The sequence below is a fragment of the Caballeronia sp. NK8 genome (assembly GCF_018408855.1).
In the GTDB taxonomy this organism is placed as follows: Bacteria; Pseudomonadota; Gammaproteobacteria; order Burkholderiales; family Burkholderiaceae; genus Caballeronia.
The window spans coordinates 819,850-840,995 of sequence record NZ_AP024324.1 but is presented as its reverse complement, the minus strand read 5'-3'; the positions used below and the strand labels follow the sequence as shown (position 1 = coordinate 840,995).

General features: G+C 61.1%; 16 protein-coding genes, 2 tRNA genes and 3 rRNA genes. 16 read left to right on the top strand and 5 right to left on the bottom strand.

Annotation, left to right across the window (positions count from 1 at the left end; translation table 11 throughout):
• Positions 1-15: 15 nt before the first annotated feature.
• From NK8_RS25525 to NK8_RS25515, 3 genes are read left to right on the top strand one after another with little or no spacing between them, the layout of a single operon-like run.
• Complete coding sequence (locus NK8_RS25525; RefSeq protein ID WP_213231000.1) at positions 16-957, top strand: sugar-binding protein; 942 nt, start codon at positions 16-18, stop codon at positions 955-957.
• Positions 954-2,456: a sugar ABC transporter ATP-binding protein gene (locus tag NK8_RS25520; RefSeq protein ID WP_213230998.1), complete on the top strand. Its 1,503-nt coding sequence runs from the start codon at positions 954-956 to the stop codon at positions 2,454-2,456. Before NK8_RS25525 ends, NK8_RS25520 begins: the two co-directional genes overlap by 4 nt.
• A 27-nt stretch (positions 2,457-2,483) precedes the next feature.
• Positions 2,484-3,167, top strand: a complete 684-nt coding sequence (locus tag NK8_RS25515) for an aspartate/glutamate racemase family protein (RefSeq protein ID WP_213230996.1) — start codon at positions 2,484-2,486, stop codon at positions 3,165-3,167.
• Here the strand turns inward: NK8_RS25515 and NK8_RS25510 are convergent.
• Entirely contained in the window at positions 3,131-3,856 is a 726-nt protein-coding gene (locus tag NK8_RS25510) for a Crp/Fnr family transcriptional regulator (RefSeq protein WP_213230993.1), read from the bottom strand. The genes NK8_RS25515 and NK8_RS25510 overlap by 37 nt on opposite strands.
• 173 nt (positions 3,857-4,029) lie before the next feature.
• Entirely contained in the window at positions 4,030-4,428 is a 399-nt protein-coding gene (locus NK8_RS25505) for an FKBP-type peptidyl-prolyl cis-trans isomerase (RefSeq protein WP_213231564.1), read from the bottom strand.
• Positions 4,429-4,676: 248 nt separating this feature from the next.
• Between NK8_RS25505 and NK8_RS25500 the strand changes: the two genes are divergently transcribed.
• From NK8_RS25500 to rrf, 7 genes are all read left to right on the top strand, one after another.
• Complete coding sequence (locus tag NK8_RS25500) at positions 4,677-5,750, top strand: M4 family metallopeptidase (RefSeq protein ID WP_213230990.1); 1,074 nt, start codon at positions 4,677-4,679, stop codon at positions 5,748-5,750.
• Positions 5,750-6,055 (top strand): protealysin inhibitor emfourin, encoded by a 306-nt coding sequence (locus NK8_RS25495; RefSeq protein ID WP_213230989.1) that lies wholly within the window; start codon positions 5,750-5,752, stop codon positions 6,053-6,055. Before NK8_RS25500 ends, NK8_RS25495 begins: the two co-directional genes overlap by 1 nt.
• Positions 6,056-6,444: 389 nt before the next feature.
• A 16S ribosomal RNA gene (locus tag NK8_RS25490) occupies positions 6,445-7,978 on the top strand.
• Positions 7,979-8,040: 62 nt separating this feature from the next.
• Positions 8,041-8,117: transfer RNA gene (locus NK8_RS25485), tRNA-Ile, on the top strand.
• A gap of 49 nt (positions 8,118-8,166) precedes the next feature.
• Positions 8,167-8,242 (top strand) — tRNA-Ala (locus NK8_RS25480).
• 345 nt (positions 8,243-8,587) lie between these two features.
• Positions 8,588-11,474, top strand: a 23S ribosomal RNA gene (locus NK8_RS25475).
• Positions 11,475-11,608: 134 nt separating this feature from the next.
• Positions 11,609-11,722, top strand: a 5S ribosomal RNA gene (gene rrf, locus NK8_RS25470).
• The 16S, 23S and 5S rRNA genes sit together here with 2 tRNA genes alongside, the layout of an rRNA operon.
• A gap of 66 nt (positions 11,723-11,788) precedes the next feature.
• Here the strand turns inward: rrf and NK8_RS25465 are convergent.
• Positions 11,789-13,078 carry an MFS transporter gene (locus NK8_RS25465; protein ID WP_213230987.1) on the bottom strand — a complete coding sequence of 430 codons (1,290 nt, stop codon included), beginning with the start codon at positions 13,076-13,078 and terminating at the stop codon, positions 11,789-11,791.
• Between the two features lie 49 nt (positions 13,079-13,127).
• Entirely contained in the window at positions 13,128-14,351 is a 1,224-nt protein-coding gene (gene phnA, locus NK8_RS25460; protein WP_213230986.1) for a phosphonoacetate hydrolase, read from the bottom strand.
• A gap of 98 nt (positions 14,352-14,449) precedes the next feature.
• On the opposite strand from phnA, the gene NK8_RS25455 reads away from it, so the two are divergent.
• Positions 14,450-15,337 (top strand): LysR substrate-binding domain-containing protein, encoded by an 888-nt coding sequence (locus NK8_RS25455; RefSeq protein WP_213230984.1) that lies wholly within the window; start codon positions 14,450-14,452, stop codon positions 15,335-15,337.
• On the opposite strand, the gene NK8_RS25450 is transcribed toward NK8_RS25455, so the two are convergent.
• Positions 15,334-16,242: a LysR substrate-binding domain-containing protein gene (locus NK8_RS25450; protein WP_213230983.1), complete on the bottom strand. Its 909-nt coding sequence runs from the start codon at positions 16,240-16,242 to the stop codon at positions 15,334-15,336. The two genes, NK8_RS25455 and NK8_RS25450, sit on opposite strands and share 4 nt — an antisense overlap.
• Before the next feature lie 131 nt (positions 16,243-16,373).
• On the opposite strand from NK8_RS25450, the gene NK8_RS25445 reads away from it, so the two are divergent.
• The 5 genes from NK8_RS25445 (at position 16,374) to NK8_RS25425 (ending at position 20,910) form a co-directional block, all read left to right on the top strand.
• Positions 16,374-17,714: an MFS transporter gene (locus tag NK8_RS25445; RefSeq protein ID WP_213230981.1), complete on the top strand. Its 1,341-nt coding sequence runs from the start codon at positions 16,374-16,376 to the stop codon at positions 17,712-17,714.
• Positions 17,715-17,736: 22 nt separating this feature from the next.
• Complete coding sequence (locus tag NK8_RS25440) at positions 17,737-18,477, top strand: SDR family NAD(P)-dependent oxidoreductase (protein WP_213230980.1); 741 nt, start codon at positions 17,737-17,739, stop codon at positions 18,475-18,477.
• Complete coding sequence (locus tag NK8_RS25435) at positions 18,474-19,313, top strand: sugar phosphate isomerase/epimerase (protein ID WP_213230978.1); 840 nt, start codon at positions 18,474-18,476, stop codon at positions 19,311-19,313. Before NK8_RS25440 ends, NK8_RS25435 begins: the two co-directional genes overlap by 4 nt.
• A 1-nt stretch (position 19,314) precedes the next feature.
• Positions 19,315-20,154, top strand: a complete 840-nt coding sequence (locus tag NK8_RS25430; RefSeq protein ID WP_213230975.1) for an amidohydrolase — start codon at positions 19,315-19,317, stop codon at positions 20,152-20,154.
• A 75-nt stretch (positions 20,155-20,229) separates the two neighbouring features.
• Positions 20,230-20,910 carry a CBS domain-containing protein gene (locus NK8_RS25425; protein WP_213230973.1) on the top strand — a complete coding sequence of 227 codons (681 nt, stop codon included), beginning with the start codon at positions 20,230-20,232 and terminating at the stop codon, positions 20,908-20,910.
• The last annotated feature ends 236 nt before the right edge of the window (positions 20,911-21,146 follow it).

Sequence of the window (21,146 nt, the reverse complement as noted above, 5' to 3'; positions counted from 1 at the left end):
CAAAGGAGACGAAGCATGAAACCCACGCCAACAATCGTCGCGAGCGCGCTGCTCGCATTGTCGGCCGCGTGTGCCGGCATCGCGCACGCGAAGGACGCGAAGGACATCTCGGTCGCCGTGATACCCAAGGTCGCGGTGCCGTTTTTCGATGACTGCAACAAGGGCGCCCAGACCGCCGCCGACAAGGCCGGCGTCAAGTACCAATGGGTGGTGCCGCAGAACACGCAAGGTTCGACGCAGGTGCAGATCATCGAAGACCTGATTTCGCGCCATGTGGACGGCATCGCGATCTCGGTGAACGAGCCGAAGTCGGTCGAAAGCGTGATGAAGCGCGCGGAGAAGAGCGGCGTGAAAGTGCTGACCTACGACTCCGATTCTCCCAATAGCGGCCGCTCGATGTACATCGGCACGAACAACGTGCAGGCCGGAGAGACGATGGCCGACACGATGGGCCGTGCGTTAAACGGCAAGGGCGAAGTCGCGATCATCACGGGCCAGCTCGGCGCGGTGAACCTCAACGAGCGCATCTCGGGCATCAAGCGTGGCCTCGCTAAGTATCCGGGCATCCGGATCGTCGAGACCCAGGGCACGGACGACGACCTCGCGCGCGGCGTGTCCGTCGTCGAGACGACTTTGCGCGCGCATCCGAATCTCAGCGGCATCTTCGGCGTGAGTCAGGTCGGCGGACCGGCGGTGGCGAAGGTGCTCAACACGAAGGAATTCGGCGCGATGAAGGGCAAGCTCGAAGTGCTGGCGTTCGACGACTTGCCCGATACGCTCAAAGGCCTGAAGGAAGGTTATATACAGGGGATCATGGTTCAGCGCCCGGTCACGATGGGCTCGCTCGCGGTTCAGCATCTCGTCGCGCAGATTCAGGGCACGGAGGCGCAGTCGAAAGATATCGACACCGGCGTGACCGTCGTGACGAAGGACAACATGGGCAGCTACACGAAATGACGCCCTTTCTCGAGATGCGCGATATCTCGAAGACATTTCCCGGCGTGAAGGCGCTCGAGCGCGTCAGTCTCGACATTCATCGCGGTGAAGTGCTCGCGCTCGCCGGGGAGAACGGAGCGGGCAAAAGTACTCTGATGAAGATCCTGACCGGCGTGTACGCGCCCGATCCGGGCGGCACGATCCGCATCGAAGGGCGCGAGGTCGCGCTCGCCGACAGCCATCACGCGCGCGCGCTTGGCGTGAACATCATTTATCAGGAACTCGCGGTGGTCGAGAACCTGACGGTCGGCGAGAACATCTTTCTGGCGAAGGAGCCGCGCACGCGATTCGGCTTCATCGATCGCGCGCGCATGTATGCGCAAGCGCGCGACGTGTTGCGCACGATCGACATGGACATCGATCCTGCCACGCGCGTGAGCGAACTGAGCGTCGGCCAGCAGCAGATGATCGAAATTGCCAAGGCGCTTAGCGCGCAGTCGAAGGCGATCATCATGGACGAGCCCACCGCATCGCTGAGTCATCACGAGACGAGCGTGCTGCTCGGCCTCGTGAAGCGTCTGCGCGAGCGCGGCATCGCGGTCGTGTACATCTCGCATCGTCTCGAAGAGATCTTCGATCTCGCGGATCGCGTGACGGTCTTGCGCGATGGCCGCACGGTAAGCACCGCGCCGATTGCGCAAGTGACGCGCGAAACGCTGGTGCGGCAGATGGTGGATCGCGAACTCAGCGAACTCTACGGCGAGCCGCAATCGCATGCGAGCGGCACGCCTGTGCTCGAAGTTCGCGGCCTGTCGCTCAGGCCGGTGAAAAAGGCGGAGGCGCGGATCCGCGATATCGGCTTCACCCTGCATCGCGGCGAAGTGCTGGGTATCGCGGGCCTCGTCGGTTCCGGGCGCACCGAGATCATGGAGATGATCTTCGGCATGCGCGCATCGACCGGAACGGTTTCGATCGACGGCGCGCCGGTCAGGATTCGCAATCCGCACGATGCGATTCGCGCGGGCATCGGCTTCGTCACCGAGGATCGCAAGGCGCAAGGCCTCGTGCTCGGCATGAGCGTGCGCGAGAACTTCAGCCTCACGCATCTGCGACGCTATTCGCCGTTTCAGTTCGTGCAATACGCGCGCGAACGCGAAAGCTGCCAGCAGTACGTACGCATGCTCGGCATCAAGACGCCGGGTGTCGAGCAGAAAGTCGTGAACCTGAGCGGCGGCAATCAACAGAAGATCGTCATCGCGAAATGGGTGGCGCGCAATCCGAAAGTCCTGATCGTCGATGAGCCCACGCGCGGCATCGATGTCGGCGCGAAGGCGGAGGTGCATGCGCTCATCGCGAGGCTCGCGGCGCAGGGCATCGGCGTGATCGTCATTTCATCGGATCTGCTCGAAGTGCTTGCGCTGAGCGACCGCATCCTGACCGTGCGCGAAGGCCGCATCAGCGGCGAACTGAGTCGCGCCGAAGCATCGCAGGAAAAGGTGATGGCGCTCGCCACCGCCTGATCATCCACGAACGAATACGGACCAGTCATGACCATGATCGTTGTAGTGCACACCGGACCAGTGACCGTCGAGCCTTTGAAGGCGCAATTCGCGCAGCAGTTGCCGGATGCGCGCGTCGTCAATATCGTCGACGACAGCCTGCTCGCCGATGTGCGGGCCGCCGGCCGCCTGACGCCCGAAGTGACGGCGCGCCTTTTCAGCTATATGTCGAACGCGCAGGCGATGGGCGCGGACCTCATCCTCAATGCGTGCTCGTCGGTGGGCGAAGCGACGGACGTGCTGCGCGGCATGATTCGCACGCCGATCATCAAGGTGGACGAAGCAATGGCGGAGCAGGCCTGCGCGCTCGGCGCGCGTGTCGGTGTCGTGGCGACGGTGTCGACCACGCTCGAGCCGACGGCGCGTCTGATTCGCAGGAAGGCCGTGCAGCACGAACGCAAGGTGGACGTGACGGAATGCATCGCCGAGGGCGCGTTCGAAGCGCTATTGGCCGGCGACGGGGCGAAGCACGACGATATCCTCAGACGCGCGATCGTCGAGCTTGCCGATCATGTCGATGTGATCGTGCTCGCGCAAGTGTCGATGGCGCGGCTCGTGCCGACGCTCGATGCATTGCCGGTGCCGGTGCTGTCGAGCCCGCAAAGCGGCGTGGCCGCCGTGAAGCGCGCGCTCGCTCAGAGCGACGCGAGGGCCGGCGTCGCGCTCGGCTGAGCCTTGTTGAGGAAACGCGCGACGAATGCGGGCGTGAGCACGATCTTGCGCTCGCGCATGTCGACGAGTCCTTCGGCCTTGAGATCGCTGAAATGTCGGTTCACCGACTCACGCGACGTGCCGATGAATTCCGCGAGCTTGTCCTGCGCGATCGGAAGGTCGATCAGAATCGCATCGCCCTGTTCAAGGTAATCGCAGGGCGCGCCGACCTGTCCCGCGAACATCACGAGAAGGTTCGTCAGACGCTTTCTGACGTCGTGCAGCGAGAGGTTTTCGATGAGCTGCTGCGCTTCCTGCCAGCGCAAATAATGATTTCGTAACACGAATTCATTGATGACCTCGTAGCGTGCGAGCAGGTCCTTGAAGTCTCGCTTGCGGATATAGCAGACCATGCTGGGCGCGAGCGTCTGAGCGTGATGCGAATAGTTCGCCTGGTTGAGCACGTCGCCGTCGCCGAAGATCATGCCTGCCTTGACGAACGCGAGCGTGATTTCCTGCCCGTCTTCCGTGAGACGGAACAGCCTCACGCTGCCGCTCTTGAGCAAATAGACGTGTTCGCTCGACTCATCCGGGCGATACACGATGGTGTTCTTGCGAAGCGTGCGATGGTCGCTGAAGGCGGGCATCACCTCATCGAGGCAATGATGTTGGATCAGAGAGAGCAGTTCGCTTTTGCCGACAAACCACATGTTCGTCTCCTTAAATTTGTCTTGCGATTCGGCTCTCTTATCAGCTATTCGTAATGAATGCGGCGGGCCTTGCGCTTAGGGACGTGGCCATTCTACACATCGACGCTCGCAGTTCGTGCGACGGGACGCGCGACGCCTGATCGCGTCGCGCGTCCCGTCGTTTTAAGGCTCGATTACTTGCCGATGCCGAGCAGTTCGACCTCGAACGTGAGATCGCTGTTCGGCGGGATGGCGCCGACACCGCGATCGCCGTAAGCGGTCGCTGCCGGGCAGGTCAGTTTGGCCTTGCCGCCGACCTTCATCTTCTGCACGCCCTGGGTCCAGCACGGAATCACGCGGCCGAGCGGGAATGTCGCAGGTCCGCCGTGTTTTTCCGAGTTGTCGAACTCGGTGCCGTTCGCGAGCGTGCCGCGATAATTGACGCGCACGATGTCGTCGGCCGTTGGTTGCGGACCGGTGCCTTGCTTGAGATGCTCGACGACGACGCCCGACGGCAACTTGTCGATGCTGTTGGCGGCGAACGCGGTCGATGCGATAGCGGATGCTGCGATGAGAGCGATGACTGATTTCATGCGATGTCCTGGTTGAATGACAACGCTGATTATATCGGGAGCTTTTCGTGGTCCGGATCGATCACGCATCGGGACATTTAGCGGATCAGTCGGAACGATTGACGTGTCGGCACTATCTGGAGTACCTATGATGATCTGGCGCGAACGTGACTTCTTCATCGACAGGTTCACTCATTTTCCCATTAGCAACATGGAGAAAAGCGCCGCGCGTGGTTTCCCACCTTCCTTTTCACGTTCAGGAGGCAATCATGTGCATCGGTTCCCGCTCAGGGCGCGCTCATTCGATCTATTGCATCTTGCCACCGCACATGCTCGCGGCAATCGCGAAAAACGGCTCGGCCAAGCAGCGCTCGCTCGCCATCGATACCCTGTCGGCGGACCATACGTTCCGGCAATTCCGCTCCGTGCAGGCCGCGACGCTCCAGCCCAGGCGCGCGGGGCAGATGCCCGCCGTCGCGCCGGTCGTGCACCGGACCATCTATACCGCGAAGAATACGGAGACACTGCCGGGGACCATCGTGCGCGCGGAGGGCGCGAAAAAGACAAAGGATCCTTGCGTCGACGAAGCATACGATGGCCTCGGCGATACCTTCGAGTTCTATCTCGAGGTCTTTCAACGCAATTCGATCGATGACGCCGGCATGCCGCTCATCGGCACGGTGCATTTCGGCGACAAGTACGACAACGCGTTCTGGAATTCGCAGCAGATGGTCTTCGGGGATGGCGACGGCGAGCTCTTCAATCGCTTCACCATCTCGCTCGATGTGATCGGCCATGAACTGACGCACGGCGTGACGGAGCACACGGCCGAACTCGCATATTCGGGGCAGGCGGGCGCGCTCAACGAATCCGTCTCCGATGTGTTTGGTTCGCTGATCAAGCAATACACGCTGAAGCAGACGGCCGATAAGGCCGACTGGCTGATCGGAGCGGGGCTGCTTGCGAAGGGCGTGAAGGGCGTCGCATTGCGCTCCATGAAAGAACCGGGCACGGCGTACGACGACCCGGTGCTCGGCAAGGATCCGCAGCCGTCGACCATGAGCGGGTATGTTCAGACGACGCAGGACAACGGCGGCGTTCACATCAATTCGGGCATTCCGAATCGCGCGTTCTGTCTAGCGGCGCTCGATATCGGCGGTAACGCATGGGAAAAGGCGGGGCGCATCTGGTATGAGACGCTGAACGATTCGCACATCAAGGCGACGACGGGCTTCAAGAGTTTCGCGCGTCTCACCGTGTCGAACGCCAATCGGCTGTTCGGGACGAACAGCGCGGAATCGAAGGCGGTCACTCAGGCGTGGCATCAGGTTGGTGTCCTGTGATGCGCGCGGAATTGTTCATCGAAGGCGGGGTGGGGTTTTTTCCGGGGCTTGCGCGGCCGATCGTCGTGCAAGCGGCGGGTTTGTCGCCCGACGAGAGCGCCGAGTTCGCCAAACTGGTTTCGGCTGCGCGCGCGGAGGGCGGCACGGCTCGACCGAGCGCGAAGAAGCCGGTGCCGGATGCGCGGAGCTATCGGATCAGCATCGCCGGGGATGACGGCAAGCTCGAACTCGAGGCCGCCGATCCGGGCGTGCCACCGGCGTTTGCCGCCCTGATGAGTTTTCTCAAGCAGCATGGGCATCGATGAGCGCTGCGCGCAGCGCGTCGATGCGGGATCGCGAATGACCGCGGTAAATTTGACTCGATAAGTTTTTTAAAAAAGACGCTTGACGATACGAAAATCAGTCTGCATAATTCGCCTCCCGTTGAATGACGGCGCGCAAGAAAGCAAGCGAAAGCAGATAACCCGCGAAGCAAATTCTTAGCGCAATGCTCTTTAAAAACTAACAGCCGATAAGTGTGGGCGCTTGATAGCGAGTGCGGTTTCAGTCTTTCGGGGCTGAAGCAAAAGCAAAAGTATCAAGAGTCTCACACGAAGTATCAGAGGAAGGTTTTTCATCTTAGGATGAACAATCATCGTCAGTACGTTGAGTGAGCGACCGGTTCTTAACGGAACCGAAAAACAGTAACAGGTTTGAACTGAAGAGTTTGATCCTGGCTCAGATTGAACGCTGGCGGCATGCCTTACACATGCAAGTCGAACGGCAGCACGGGGGCAACCCTGGTGGCGAGTGGCGAACGGGTGAGTAATACATCGGAACGTGTCCTGTAGTGGGGGATAGCCCGGCGAAAGCCGGATTAATACCGCATACGATCTACGGAAGAAAGCGGGGGATCCTTCAGGACCTCGCGCTATAGGGGCGGCCGATGGCAGATTAGCTAGTTGGTGGGGTAAAGGCCTACCAAGGCGACGATCTGTAGCTGGTCTGAGAGGACGACCAGCCACACTGGGACTGAGACACGGCCCAGACTCCTACGGGAGGCAGCAGTGGGGAATTTTGGACAATGGGGGCAACCCTGATCCAGCAATGCCGCGTGTGTGAAGAAGGCCTTCGGGTTGTAAAGCACTTTTGTCCGGAAAGAAAACCATCGCCCTAATATGGTGGTGGGATGACGGTACCGGAAGAATAAGCACCGGCTAACTACGTGCCAGCAGCCGCGGTAATACGTAGGGTGCGAGCGTTAATCGGAATTACTGGGCGTAAAGCGTGCGCAGGCGGTCTGTTAAGACCGATGTGAAATCCCCGGGCTTAACCTGGGAACTGCATTGGTGACTGGCAGGCTTTGAGTGTGGCAGAGGGGGGTAGAATTCCACGTGTAGCAGTGAAATGCGTAGAGATGTGGAGGAATACCGATGGCGAAGGCAGCCCCCTGGGCCAACACTGACGCTCATGCACGAAAGCGTGGGGAGCAAACAGGATTAGATACCCTGGTAGTCCACGCCCTAAACGATGTCAACTAGTTGTTGGGGATTCATTTCCTTAGTAACGTAGCTAACGCGTGAAGTTGACCGCCTGGGGAGTACGGTCGCAAGATTAAAACTCAAAGGAATTGACGGGGACCCGCACAAGCGGTGGATGATGTGGATTAATTCGATGCAACGCGAAAAACCTTACCTACCCTTGACATGGTCGGAATCCCGCTGAGAGGTGGGAGTGCTCGAAAGAGAACCGGCGCACAGGTGCTGCATGGCTGTCGTCAGCTCGTGTCGTGAGATGTTGGGTTAAGTCCCGCAACGAGCGCAACCCTTGTCCTTAGTTGCTACGCAAGAGCACTCTAAGGAGACTGCCGGTGACAAACCGGAGGAAGGTGGGGATGACGTCAAGTCCTCATGGCCCTTATGGGTAGGGCTTCACACGTCATACAATGGTCGGAACAGAGGGTTGCCAAGCCGCGAGGTGGAGCCAATCCCAGAAAACCGATCGTAGTCCGGATCGCAGTCTGCAACTCGACTGCGTGAAGCTGGAATCGCTAGTAATCGCGGATCAGCATGCCGCGGTGAATACGTTCCCGGGTCTTGTACACACCGCCCGTCACACCATGGGAGTGGGTTTCACCAGAAGTAGGTAGCCTAACCGCAAGGAGGGCGCTTACCACGGTGGGATTCATGACTGGGGTGAAGTCGTAACAAGGTAGCCGTATCGGAAGGTGCGGCTGGATCACCTCCTTTCTCGAGCTTCGCACTTCAACATTAAGCGCTCACGCTTATCGGCTGTAAGAAAGACAGGCTAAGGGTCTGTAGCTCAGTCGGTTAGAGCACCGTCTTGATAAGGCGGGGGTCGTTGGTTCGAATCCAACCAGACCCACCACCCGAGAGAGGCGTGCTGACGGAGCAACAGTTCCTAGTCAGGCCATGAAGGGGGATTAGCTCAGCTGGGAGAGCACCTGCTTTGCAAGCAGGGGGTCGTCGGTTCGATCCCGTCATCCTCCACCAAGTCCTCAATGCTTAGGGTTCTGCTAAAAACGGCAGCGAACCTTAAGCATTGGCGACTATAGCCAGTTGATGCTGCAAGCAGTGCAACACGCTTGTCGGCTAAACGTTCTTTAACAATCTGGAAGAAGTAGTAAAGAGAGTTGCTGAAAGCACTTAGAGATGGGTGTGAGTAAGCGCTCAGGGTAGTGATTGTATCAAGTATGAAAAGGTGATCGAAAGATTGCTTTGGAATACGGCACAACGCGAATACTCAGCCTATAGCGAAATGAGTCGTCCCCTTGCGGGGATGAGATCAGAGTAAGCGCTAAAGCGCTAACTCTGATCGCTCAGACACACTCGTTATAGGGTCAAGCGAACAAGTGCATGTGGTGGATGCCTTGGCGATCACAGGCGATGAAGGACGCGGTAGCCTGCGAAAAGCTACGGGGAGCTGGCAAACGAGCTTTGATCCGTAGATGTCCGAATGGGGAAACCCGGCCCGTATGGGTCATCCTGGACTGAATACATAGGTCCAGTGAAGCGAACGCGGTGAACTGAAACATCTAAGTAACCGCAGGAAAAGAAATCAACCGAGATTCCCAGAGTAGTGGCGAGCGAAATGGGATCAGCCTGTACTCTTTATTTGACTTATTAGCCGAACGCTCTGGAAAGTGCGGCCCTAGCAGGTGATAGCCCTGTAGGCGAAAATAGGTTGAAAGAACTAGGTGTACGACAAGTAGGGCGGGACACGTGAAATCCTGTCTGAAGATGGGGGGACCATCCTCCAAGGCTAAATACTCGTGATCGACCGATAGTGAACCAGTACCGTGAGGGAAAGGCGAAAAGAACCCCGGGAGGGGAGTGAAATAGATCCTGAAACCGCATGCATACAAACAGTCGGAGCCTGGAAACGGGTGACGGCGTACCTTTTGTATAATGGGTCAGCGACTTACGTTCAGTAGCGAGCTTAACTGATTAAGGCAGGCGTAGCGAAAGCGAGTCCGAATAGGGCGATCAGTTGCTGGGCGTAGACCCGAAACCAAGTGATCTATCCATGGCCAGGTTGAAGGTGCGGTAACACGTACTGGAGGACCGAACCCACTAACGTTGAAAAGTTAGGGGATGAGCTGTGGATAGGGGTGAAAGGCTAAACAAACTTGGAAATAGCTGGTTCTCTCCGAAAACTATTTAGGTAGTGCCTCGTGTATCACCTTCGGGGGTAGAGCACTGTCATGGTTGTGGGGTCCATTGCGGATTACTACGCCATAGCAAACTCCGAATACCGAAGAGTGCAATCACGGGAGACAGACATCGGGTGCTAACGTCCGGTGTCAAGAGGGAAACAACCCAGACCGCCAGCTAAGGTCCCAAAGATTGGCTAAGTGGGAAACGAAGTGGGAAGGCTAAAACAGTCAGGAGGTTGGCTTAGAAGCAGCCACCCTTTAAAGAAAGCGTAATAGCTCACTGATCGAGTCGTCCTGCGCGGAAGATGTAACGGGGCTCAAGCCAGTCACCGAAGCTGCGGATACACGTTGAAAGATACGTGTGTGGTAGGAGAGCGTTCCGTAAGCCTGCGAAGGTGCGTTGAAAAGCGTGCTGGAGGTATCGGAAGTGCGAATGCTGACATGAGTAGCGATAAAGGGGGTGAAAAGCCCCCTCGCCGTAAGCCCAAGGTTTCCTACGCAACGTTCATCGGCGTAGGGTGAGTCGGCCCCTAAGGCGAGGCAGAAATGCGTAGCTGATGGGAAGCAGGTCAATATTCCTGCACCATTGTTAGATGCGATGGGGGGACGGATCGCGGAAGGTTGTCCGGGTGTTGGACGTCCCGGTCGCTGCATTGGAGAAGGCGCTTAGGCAAATCCGGGCGCGTAATTCAAGGGTGTGGCGCGAGCTTCTTAGGAAGCGAAGCAATTGGAAGTGGTTCCAAGAAAAGCCTCTAAGCTTCAGTCTAATAGTGACCGTACCGCAAACCGACACAGGTGGGCGAGATGAGTATTCTAAGGCGCTTGAGAGAACTCGGGAGAAGGAACTCGGCAAATTGGTACCGTAACTTCGGGATAAGGTACGCCCTTGTAGCTTGACTGGCCTGCGCCAGGAGGGTGAAAGGGTTGCAATAAACTGGTGGCTGCGACTGTTTAATAAAAACACAGCACTCTGCAAACACGAAAGTGGACGTATAGGGTGTGACGCCTGCCCGGTGCCGGAAGATTAAATGATGGGGTGCAAGCTCTTGATTGAAGTCCCGGTAAACGGCGGCCGTAACTATAACGGTCCTAAGGTAGCGAAATTCCTTGTCGGGTAAGTTCCGACCTGCACGAATGGCGTAACGATGGCCACACTGTCTCCTCCCGAGACTCAGCGAAGTTGAAGTGTTTGTGATGATGCAATCTCCCCGCGGCTAGACGGAAAGACCCCATGAACCTTTACTGTAGCTTTGCATTGGACTTTGAACCGATCTGTGTAGGATAGGTGGGAGGCTATGAAGCGTGAACGCTAGTTTGCGTGGAGCCGTCCTTGAAATACCACCCTGGTTTGTTTGAGGTTCTAACCTTGGTCCATGATCTGGATCGGGGACAGTGCATGGTAGGCAGTTTGACTGGGGCGGTCTCCTCCCAAAGTGTAACGGAGGAGTACGAAGGTACGCTAGGTACGGTCGGAAATCGTGCTGATAGTGCAATGGCATAAGCGTGCTTAACTGCGAGACCGACAAGTCGAGCAGGTGCGAAAGCAGGTCATAGTGATCCGGTGGTTCTGTATGGAAGGGCCATCGCTCAACGGATAAAAGGTACTCTGGGGATAACAGGCTGATACCGCCCAAGAGTTCATATCGACGGCGGTGTTTGGCACCTCGATGTCGGCTCATCTCATCCTGGGGCTGTAGCCGGTCCCAAGGGTATGGCTGTTCGCCATTTAAAGAGGTACGTGAGCTGGGTTTAAAACGTCGTGAGACAGTTTGGTCCCTATCTGCCGTGGGCGTTGGATATTTGAAGGGGGCTGCTCCTAGTACGAGAGGACCGGAGTGGACGAACCTCTGGTGTACCGGTTGTCACGCCAGTGGCATCGCCGGGTAGCTATGTTCGGAAGAGATAACCGCTGAAAGCATCTAAGCGGGAAACTCGCCTTAAGATGAGATATCCCCGGGGCTTCGAGCCCCTTGAAGGGTCGTTCCAGACCAGGACGTTGATAGGTCAGGTGTGTAAGTGCAGTAATGCATTGAGCTAACTGATACTAATTGCCCGTAAGGCTTGATCCTATAACCAGTGTGTTTGTGCCTCCTCAGGAGCCCGCACTGGCGAGTCACAGCGTGTGCGACAATCGCCACCCGAATTCTTTACCGCTTCTTCCCAGATTGGTTGTGCGCCCACAGGCGCTCAACAACAAGTCATGCCTGATGACCATAGCGAGTCGGTCCCACCCCTTCCCATCCCGAACAGGACCGTGAAACGACTCCACGCCGATGATAGTGCGGAGCTCCCGTGTGAAAGTAGGTAATCGTCAGGCTCCTCATGCCGTAAAACAAAAACCCCACCCCGCAAAGGTGGGGTTTTTGCGTTTGTCGACCTGACATCAACGCTTGATCAGCATCGACATAAGCGCGCTCGCCGCGCAGAGCCCTGCGACAATGGGAAAGATGATCGTGGTCTGCCCCGTCGCGTCGATGACATGTCCGATCACCGGTTCACCGATGCCCGCGAACGCGTACGACATCGTGTTGAGCACGCCTGTCGCGGTGCCTGCCGCACGCCGCCCGAACAGATCGGGGCACAGCGCCCAGAACGATGACGCGGGACCGAACACGAAGAATCCGCACAGAAACAGCAGGGCGACGCCGGTCATGCTGCCGTGCGGAACGAGCATCATGCACATCGCCGTGACCGAGGCGAGCACCATGTAGCAGACGATCGCGACGTAGCGCTTGCCCCGAAACAGCACGTCGGAGATCCAGCTGTTCGACAGCGAGCCGAGCGCCATGCCGATCGGCAACGCCACCGTGATCCACTTCGGATCGATGAGCGCAGTCGAGGTCTTCCAGTCCATACCGAGAAAATGCACCGGCACCCAGACGACCAGCGCATAGCGCGCGGCGTTCTGAAACCCGATCGCGAGCCCGGTGATGTAAAGCTTCCAGTTCTTTAGCACGAGCAGATAACGCTGCGCGCTGCTCAGATCGTCGCCGGCGGAAGAGGGCGCGTCTTCTTGCGCGAGTCTGTCGACGGCGGGCAGATGCTTGTCCTCAGGACGTTCCGCGACGAAGATGAGCAGCACCAGCGCGCCAAGCAACATGGAAAGCGGCGCCAGCCGGAAGATCCAGACCCAGCCGAGATGCATCGAGCCGAGAATCAGCACGGGCAGGATATACGCGAGCACCGACGAAAAGCCCGAAAACCCCACATACACCCCGTACACGAAACCGCGATGCTTGCTGCCCCACCAGTTCGACAGCAGGCGGCTGCCTGGCGCGAAGCCCATCGACTGGAAATAGCCGTTCAGGCCCCACGCGAGCAGAAAGAACAGGAACGTGTGACCGAAGCTGAACAGCCAGTTGGCCGCGAGCGAGAGCAGCGCGCCCGCGATCATCATCGTCTTGCCGCCGAGCTTGTCGCCGAGATTGCCGTTGATGAACTGGCCGCCCGCATAGCACCACAGCATCGTCGCGCTGATCCAGCCGATCTCGTACTTCGACAGCCCGTAATCGAGCTGGATGCCGCTGACCGCGAAGCCGAGCGTCTGCCGCCCGGTGTAGTAAAACAGATAGCAAAACGTGACACCGACGAGCGCACGCCATTTGTATTGCGCAAGCGTGGTCTCGCGGCGAGATCTTTCGTAATCCAGAACGTCGGGTGTATCCGAGGGCATGATGTCTCCTTATGGCGCGATTCTTCGTCGCGCTCGCGGGGTGTCGTGGTCAGGCGAGGTGATTGAGCGCGAGATCGAATGCGTCGAAATTGCGCAGCCGTCGCGCATCGTCGATACCGCTCAGCTTGCGGTTGAAGAGCAGCGGCACCTTCTGTTCGGACGCGCCGCCGTGCGAACGCAGCGGTACGGTGAGACCCGAGAGATCGTGCTTGTCGGCGGCGCTGCCGAGCGCGGTGAGCCGCTCGCCCAGCACCACGAGATCGCCGATGCGGTCCGGCGGCAATTCGAAACGCTCGCATGCCTGCGCGCGCGTCAACACGGCCTCGACGCCCGCGATGCCCGCAATGAAATCCGTCACCTCATGCTGCCGTTCGCGTTCGCCGACATACACCGTCGCGTAGGAGCCGAGCGCGCCGTGATGGACCACATAGGGATCGGTGATCGGCAGGATGACGCGCGTGCTCTGGTTGCCGAAGCGCGCATCGAGCCGGTCCTGCAGATACACGATGCGCGGCCGCCCGATCGAATCGGTCTTCGCGTTCATGCCGTGATCGGCGGTGATCGCGAGCACCGCGCCTTCGTCGTGATACTGCGCGAAATAGCGGTCCATCATCGCGTAAAACGCGTTGGCTTCCGGCGTGCCCGGCGCGTGCTTGTGCTGCACGTAATCGGTCGTGGACAGATACATCAGGTCCGGACGCTCGCGCCGCAGCAACGACAGCCCCGCCGCGAACACGAACTCGGACAGCTCCGCGCTGTACACCGAAGGCAGCGGCATGCCAATGCGTTCGATCATGCCGGCCACGCCATGCACTTCGACATCGAGCTGATCGGCCTTTTCCGCCGAGAAGCAGACGCCGCGCAGGCCGTGTCCGAGCAGCGCGCGCAGCTTGTCTTTCGCGGTGACGACGGCCACGCGCTGGCCCGCGCGCGCCATTTCCGCGAGGATGGTCGGCGCGCGCAGATACTTCGGATCGTTCATCAGGACTTCGGTGCGCGTGTCTTCGTCGAAAAAGAAGTTGCCGCAGATGCCGTGCACGGCGGGCGGTGCGCCGGTCACGATCGACACGTTGTTCGGGTTGGTGAATGACGGCAGCACGCAGTCGCCGGTCAGCACCGTGCCGAACCCCGCGAGCTTCGCGAGGAACGGCGCCTGACCGGCGAGGATGGCCTGATTGATGTATTCCTGCTCGCAGCCGTCGACGCAGACCACGATGGTCGGCGCGGCAGGCATTCTGTAGTGGCGGGCATTGACGATGATCTGGGAGGACATGAGCGCACCTTTTCTGGTTGAGACAGACCCAGCGTAAGATGAGCGATGCGCTCACACAATCGAAAAAAAGACGCGATACCTGTCAGAAAAAATCACATATGAGACACAAGCTCCCACCGCTGAACGCACTGCGCGTGTTCGAAGTCGCGGCCCGCGCCGGCAGCTATTCCGCCGCCGCGCGCGAGCTCAATCTGACGCACGGCGCGATCAGCCGCCACATCGCGAATCTGGAAGACTGGCTCGGCCAGCCGCTGTTCGCGCGCGACGGCCAGAGCATGGTCGCATCGCCGCACGCGCGCGCTTTCGCCCGTGAGATCAGCGCGGCGTTCGATCACATCGCCGATGCCGCCGAGCGCTACGGCAAGAATCAGCGCGTGAAGGTCATTCGCGTGAGCGCGTCGGCCACCGTGGCGATGCGCTGGCTGATCCCGAAGTTGCCGCTGTTTGCCGAGCGCTATCCGGATGTCGACGTGCGCGTCTCCACGGCGATGTCGACCGAGCCGGCGTTGCGGGGCAGCTTCGACCTGGCGATCCGCCGCCATGTGCCGCCGGGCGGGCAGTTCCAGAGCTGGCAGCTGTTCCAGGAGCACAACACGGTCATCGCGAGTCCGGCGTTGCTCGCGCGCGCCGGCGTGTTGAGCGTGGAGCAACTGGCCGCCGAAACCTGGCTGACGAGCGAGACCCGTCCCGGCGACTGGGAAGCGTGGCTCGAAGCGGCGGGGCATGCATCGCTGCGCGCCAACCGCACGTTGCGATTCGATCACTTCTTCGTCACGCTGCAGGCCGTGGTCGATGGACTGGGCTTCGGCATCGGACCCTTTCCGACGCTCGACACCGATTGCGCGGTCGGCCGCGTGCAGATGCCGTTTCCCGATCTGACCGCGAAAGGCTCGACCTACTACGCGCTGATCCCGCTCGATGCGGACAAGCCCGTGCATATGCGCGACTTCGTGGACTGGCTGAAGGAGACTGGCGAGCCTGGCTAAAGATTGACCCCGCCGATCCGTCTGCCCAGTTCGTCGGCGCGGCGGCAGACGGCCTGCATCAACGCCATCGCGCTTCGCGACGGCGGCGAGAACTTCGAGTAGACGAACGTCGACACCATCTCCAGATCCTCGACGAGCGGGCGCACCACGCAATCCACGCCGCCGGTCGCATACTCGTCGACGATGGCGAGCCCGAGCCCGCCGCGCACGAGCGCGAGCGCCTGATCGGCGCGCGTCACGTCGACCACGGAGGTCAGTTCGACGTCGGCCTGCTGGCATGCCCGCGCGATCATCGTGCCGAACGGGATGTCGCGCCTGAAGAGGATCATCGGTTCGCTCTTAAGATCCGCGAGCGCGATCCGCTCGCGCGCCGCGAACGGATGATCCGGCGGCAGCACGCACACCATGCGTCCGCGCATGAACGGCACGACTTCGAGATGCTCATGCTCGATCGGCAGCGACGTCACCGCGACATCGACCGTCTTGCTCAGCACTTCGAGCGGCATGTCGGCCATGAGCGTCGTATGCCAGTCGACCCTGAGTCCCGGCAACTGCCGTTTCAATTCGACGATGGCCGGCGCGACGATCGCGGGCGCAAGCGACGGGCTGCACGAGATACGCAGAAGACTCGCCGGCCCGAGCGCGAGCGCCCGCGCGAATTCGTCGACGCGCAGCGCCGCCTGATAGACCTGCTCCACTTCGCGAAAGAGCGCCTGCGCCTCGGCGGTCGGGATCAGCCGGCCTTTCGCGCGCTCGAAGAGGCGCAGGCCCAGTGTCGTCTCCGTGTGCGCGACGAGCTTGCTGACTGCCGGTTGCGATACGTACAGCATCTTCGAGGCCGCATTGATCGAGCCGGTCAGCATCACCGCGCGAAACACTTCCATTTGCCGCAGCTTGAAGCGCATCGTTCCTCCGCCTCCGAATCAGTGATTAACCAAAGGTTATAGGTTAGCTGAAACTGGGCATACGACAGCGGTCTGTCATCTCTCTAGTATCTCCAGGCATACCAGTCATCAAACAAATGGATGGAGACACGATGAACCAGACCCAATCGATGGCAAGTGATGCCATCGCCGCCGCGCCCGCCGCGACGCGCACCCGGGCGCGCTTCGGCATCCTCGCGCTGCTCGCGATCGGCACGATGATCAACTACCTCGATCGCAGCGTCGCCGGGATCGCGGCGCCCGGCATGAGCCACGAACTGGGCCTGACGCCCGCGCTGATGGGCGTGATCTTCTCCGCTTTCTCGTGGACTTACACCGCGTCACAGATTCCGGGCGGCGTGATGCTCGACCGCATCGGCACCCGCTGGACCTATTTCTTCGCGCTGACGCTGTGGTCGCTGTTCACCGGGCTGCAAGGGCTCGCGACGGGTTTCGTCTCGCTGCTGATCATGCGGCTCCTGATCGGCATCGCCGAAGCGCCGTGCTTTCCGACCAACAGCCGCGTCGTCGCGATCTGGTTTCCGCAGAGCGAGCGTGCCCGCGCGACGGGCGTCTACACCTTCGCCGAATATGTCGGTCTCGCGTTCCTGAGCCCGCTGCTTTTCTGGATCGATCATCTCTATGGATGGCGCGCGCTGTTCGGCATCGTCGGCGCGGTCGGGGTCGCGTTCGGCGCGGTCTGGCTCATGCGCTTTCGCGAACCGCATGAGTCGACCCGCGCGAACCGCGCCGAACTGGATTACATCGCGAGCGGCGGCGGCGTGGTCGACGGCAGCCAGCAGGCGACGCGCTTTCGCTGGGCCGATATCGCCGCGCTCCTGCGCCGCCGCAGCATGCTCGGCATCTGCATCGGCCAGTTCGCGTGCAATTCGACCAACGTGTTCTTCCTCACCTGGTTCCCGACCTATCTCGTCACCGAACGCCACATGCCGTGGCTCAAGGTCGGCATGGTCGCGGTGCTGCCGTTCATCGCCGCGTCGGTCGGGACGCTCGCGGGCGGCTGGATTTCCGATGCCATGCTGCGCCGTGGCATCTCGCTGAACTGGTCGCGCAAGCTGCCGGTGATCGCCGGTCTCGTCGCCGCATCGAGCATCGTGCTGGCGAACTATGTCGATTCGATCAGCCTGGTGATCGCGATTCTGTGCGTCGCGTACTTCGCGCAAGGGATGTCGGCGCTGGCGTGGATGATCGTCTCCGATATCGCGCCGAAGGGCCTGCTGGGCCTGAGCGGCGGCATCTTCAATCTGTTCGCGAACGCGGCGGGCATCGTGACGCCGCTCGTGATCGGGCTGATCGTCAACGCGACCGGCTCGTTCGTCTACGCGCTCGCCTTCATCTCGGGCGTCACGCTGCTCGGCGCGCTTTCATATGTCTTCGTCGTCGGCGACATCAGGCGCATCGAGTTTGCGGCGTCCGCTTCCTCCTCCAACTGAACCACGCAGGGAAATCATCTCAATGAGTCATTCTCTCGACGGCCAGGTAGCCATCGTCACGGGCGCGGCGCGCGGGATCGGCCTGGGCATCGCCCGCAAGCTGAAAGCCGACGGCGCGCGCGTCGCGATCTGGGATCTCGATATCGCCGGCTGCGACGCACAGCGTCTCGGCTTCGAACCCGATCACCTGCAACCGGTCGATGTCGCGTCGTACGAATCGGTCGAACGCGCATTCGGTGCGACGCTCGAGGCGCTCGGCCGCGTCGACATCCTCGTGAACAACGCGGGCATCAACGGTCCCGTCGTGCCGAGCTGGGAGTATCCCGTCGATGCGTGGCAGCGCGTGCTGGCCGTCGACCTGAACAGCGTGTTCTACTGCTGCCGCGTCGCGATCCCGCATATGCGCGCGCGCGGGGGCGGGCGGATCGTCAATGTCGCGTCGATCGCGGGCAAGGAGGGCGTGCAGTACATCTGCGCTTACTCCGCGGCGAAGGCGGGCGTGATCGCGTTCACCAAGTCCGCCGCGAAGGAGCTGGCGCGCGACAACGTGCTGATCAATTGCGTCGCGCCGGCGATGGTCGAGACGGAGCTGTTCCACGAGATGTCGGACCAGCATATCGAGGCGAGCAAGGCGAAGATTCCGATGGGCCGCTTCCTGCAGATCGATGAAGTCGGCGCGATGGTGAGCTGGATCGCCAGTCCCGCGTGCAGCTTCACGACGGGCTTCACCTTCGATCTGACGGGCGGGAGGGCCACCTATTGAACGCCGCTCGACTCGCCGCGCGGCCGCTCGCCGCCGCGCATCTGACCGCGCTGGAGGTCGCGCCGGTGCCGTGGGTCCGGCTCGCCGCGCGTGCCGGTTTCGCTGCGGTCGGTCTGCGCATGCATCCGGCGGTGCCCGGCGCGATTGCCTGGCCGACGATGCCCGGCACCGCCGCGCATCGTGAATTGCAGGACGCGCTCGCGGGCGAGGGCATCGCGGTTCACGATGTCGAGTTCATTCCCGTCGTGCCGGAACTCGTGCCCGCTTCGTTTGCGCTACTCTTCGAAACGGCGGCTTCGCTGGGTGCGCGCTGCGTGAACGTGTCGGGCGACGATCCGGACCCGGCGCGGCTCGCGGACCATCTCGCCGCGCTTGCAGAACTCGGTCGGACGTACGGTTTGCGCATCGATCTGGAATTCATGCGCTGGCGGCATGTGGCGTCGCTGGCGCAAGCCCGCGCAATGATCGCGCGGGTCGCGCATCCGAATATCGCCGTGCTCGTCGACGCGCTGCATCTGTCGCGCTCGGGCGGCACGCCGGACGACGTCGCCGCGATGCCGTCCGGATGGATCGGCGCCGCGCAACTCTGCGATGCGCGCGCGCGTCTGCCTGCCAGCGACGACGAAGCGATTCATGAAGCGCGTGCCGACCGCCTGCCGCCGGGCGAAGGCGCGCTGCCGCTCGACGGGCTGTTGCGCGCGTTACCAGCCGATACGGCGTTGAGCGTCGAGATGCCGTTTCCGTCGCTGCCCGCCGAGGTTCGGCTCGCGCGCGCGTACGGCTCGGCGCGGCGCATCGTCGACAGGAACGCCGCGCTTGTGAAAGAGGAAACCTGAGATGACGCTGTTCGAAGAAGACAAGATCGACTGCCACTGTCACGTATTCGATCCCGCGCGCTTTCCGTATCGCGATGACACGCCGTATCGGCCGGCGCAGCAGGAGATCGGCACGGCTGCGCAGCTCGTCCGCGTGATGGATGCCTACGGCGTGCGCCATGCGCTGCTCGTCGGCCCGACGAGCGGCTACCGGACCGACAACCGCTGCCTGCTCGACGCGCTGGAAACCTGCGCAGGACGCTTTCGCGGCATCGCGGTGGTCGATAACGACATCGCCAGAAGCGAGCTTGCGGCGCTGCATCGCGCGGGCGTGGCCGGCGTCGCGTTCAATCCGGCGATGGAAGGGCTCGATGCCGTGCTAGAAGCGGGCGCGCTGTTCGCATCGCTCGCGGACCTCGGGATGGTCGCGCAGGTTCAGGTCGCCGGGGATCAGATGGCGGCGCTCGAACCGTGGCTCGCGCGGCAGGCGGCGACGCTCGTGATCGATCACGGCGGGCGGCCCGACATCGGCGCGGGGATCGCTCAGCCGGGCTTTCAGGCGTTGCTGCGGCTCGCGGATAGCGGCCGCGCGAGCGTCAAGCTGTCGGGCTGGCAGAAGTACGCGCGTGAAGCGCATCCGTACGAGGACGCGTGGCCCTACGCCCACGCGCTGCTTAGCGCGTTCGGGCCGCAGAACTGCGTGTGGGGTTCCGACTGGCCGTTCCTGCGCGCGCCTGAGCGGCTCGACTATGGACCGCTGCTGACGCTGTTCGAGAAGATCGTGCCCGACGCGCAGACGCGGCGCCAGATTCAGTGGGAAACGCCGCGCAGGCTGTTCGGTTTCGACAGCGATTCTGGCTGAGCACTTGACCGGGATCAAGCGCACAATACGCGGCAAGCCGGACAATGGAAGACCCTTCCCTTCAAGGAGATGAATGTGCGCGCTGCCGACGTCATGACGAAAAAGATCATTTCCGCTCATCCCGACATGTCGGTGCGTCAGGCGGCCGGGACCATGGTGTTCGCCGGCGTCAGCGGCATGCCCGTGGTCGACGAGGAGGGCCGTCTGCTCGGCATGGTCACGGAAGGCGATCTGATGCATCGCGCGGAGATCGGCACCGGCGTCACGCAACGCGCGTGGTGGCTCGAACTGGTCGCATCGACGCGCGATCTCGCGAGTCAGTATGTGAAGGAGCACGCGAGGAAGGTCGGCGATGTGATGACCACCGATGTCGCGACTATCACTGAAACGTGCCCGGTCGCCGATATCGCCGAGTTGCTCGAACGGCGGCGCATCAAGCGCGTGCCCGTCATGCGGGACGGCAAGGTGGTCGGCGTGGTGAGCCGCTCGAACCTGATCCGCGCGCTCGTGACGATGGCGCCCGAGCTGCCCGCCGACACCGACGGCAGCGATCATTCGATTCGCGAAGCGGTGCTCGCCGCCATCGCGGAACATCCGTGGGCGCTTGCGAGCGAAAACGTGACTGTCGAGAACGGCATCGTGCATCTGTGGGGGCCGATCGTCAGCGCGGAAGAAGGCAACGCCCTTCGCGTCGCAGCGGAAAACGTGTCGGGTGTGAACGGGGTCATGACGCACTTCGGGCTTCCGAAGGCTTAACGCTGGCTGCACGTCGCGGCTAATCGGTGAGTGGTTGATACAAGCACGATGCGAGAGTGAGTAAAAAAGCGGCGCGATAGGGGCGACGAAGGGTAAATCGCGAGGAGGCTCTATGCAGCACCTGCGAGATAGCCGGAGCGAGCACTTGTACAATCGAAGGTACCCGCCGACCACTGACACCCATCCCGCGCCGACGGCTGGTGAATCGGTCGCCAAACCGCGTGATGAACCGAGAC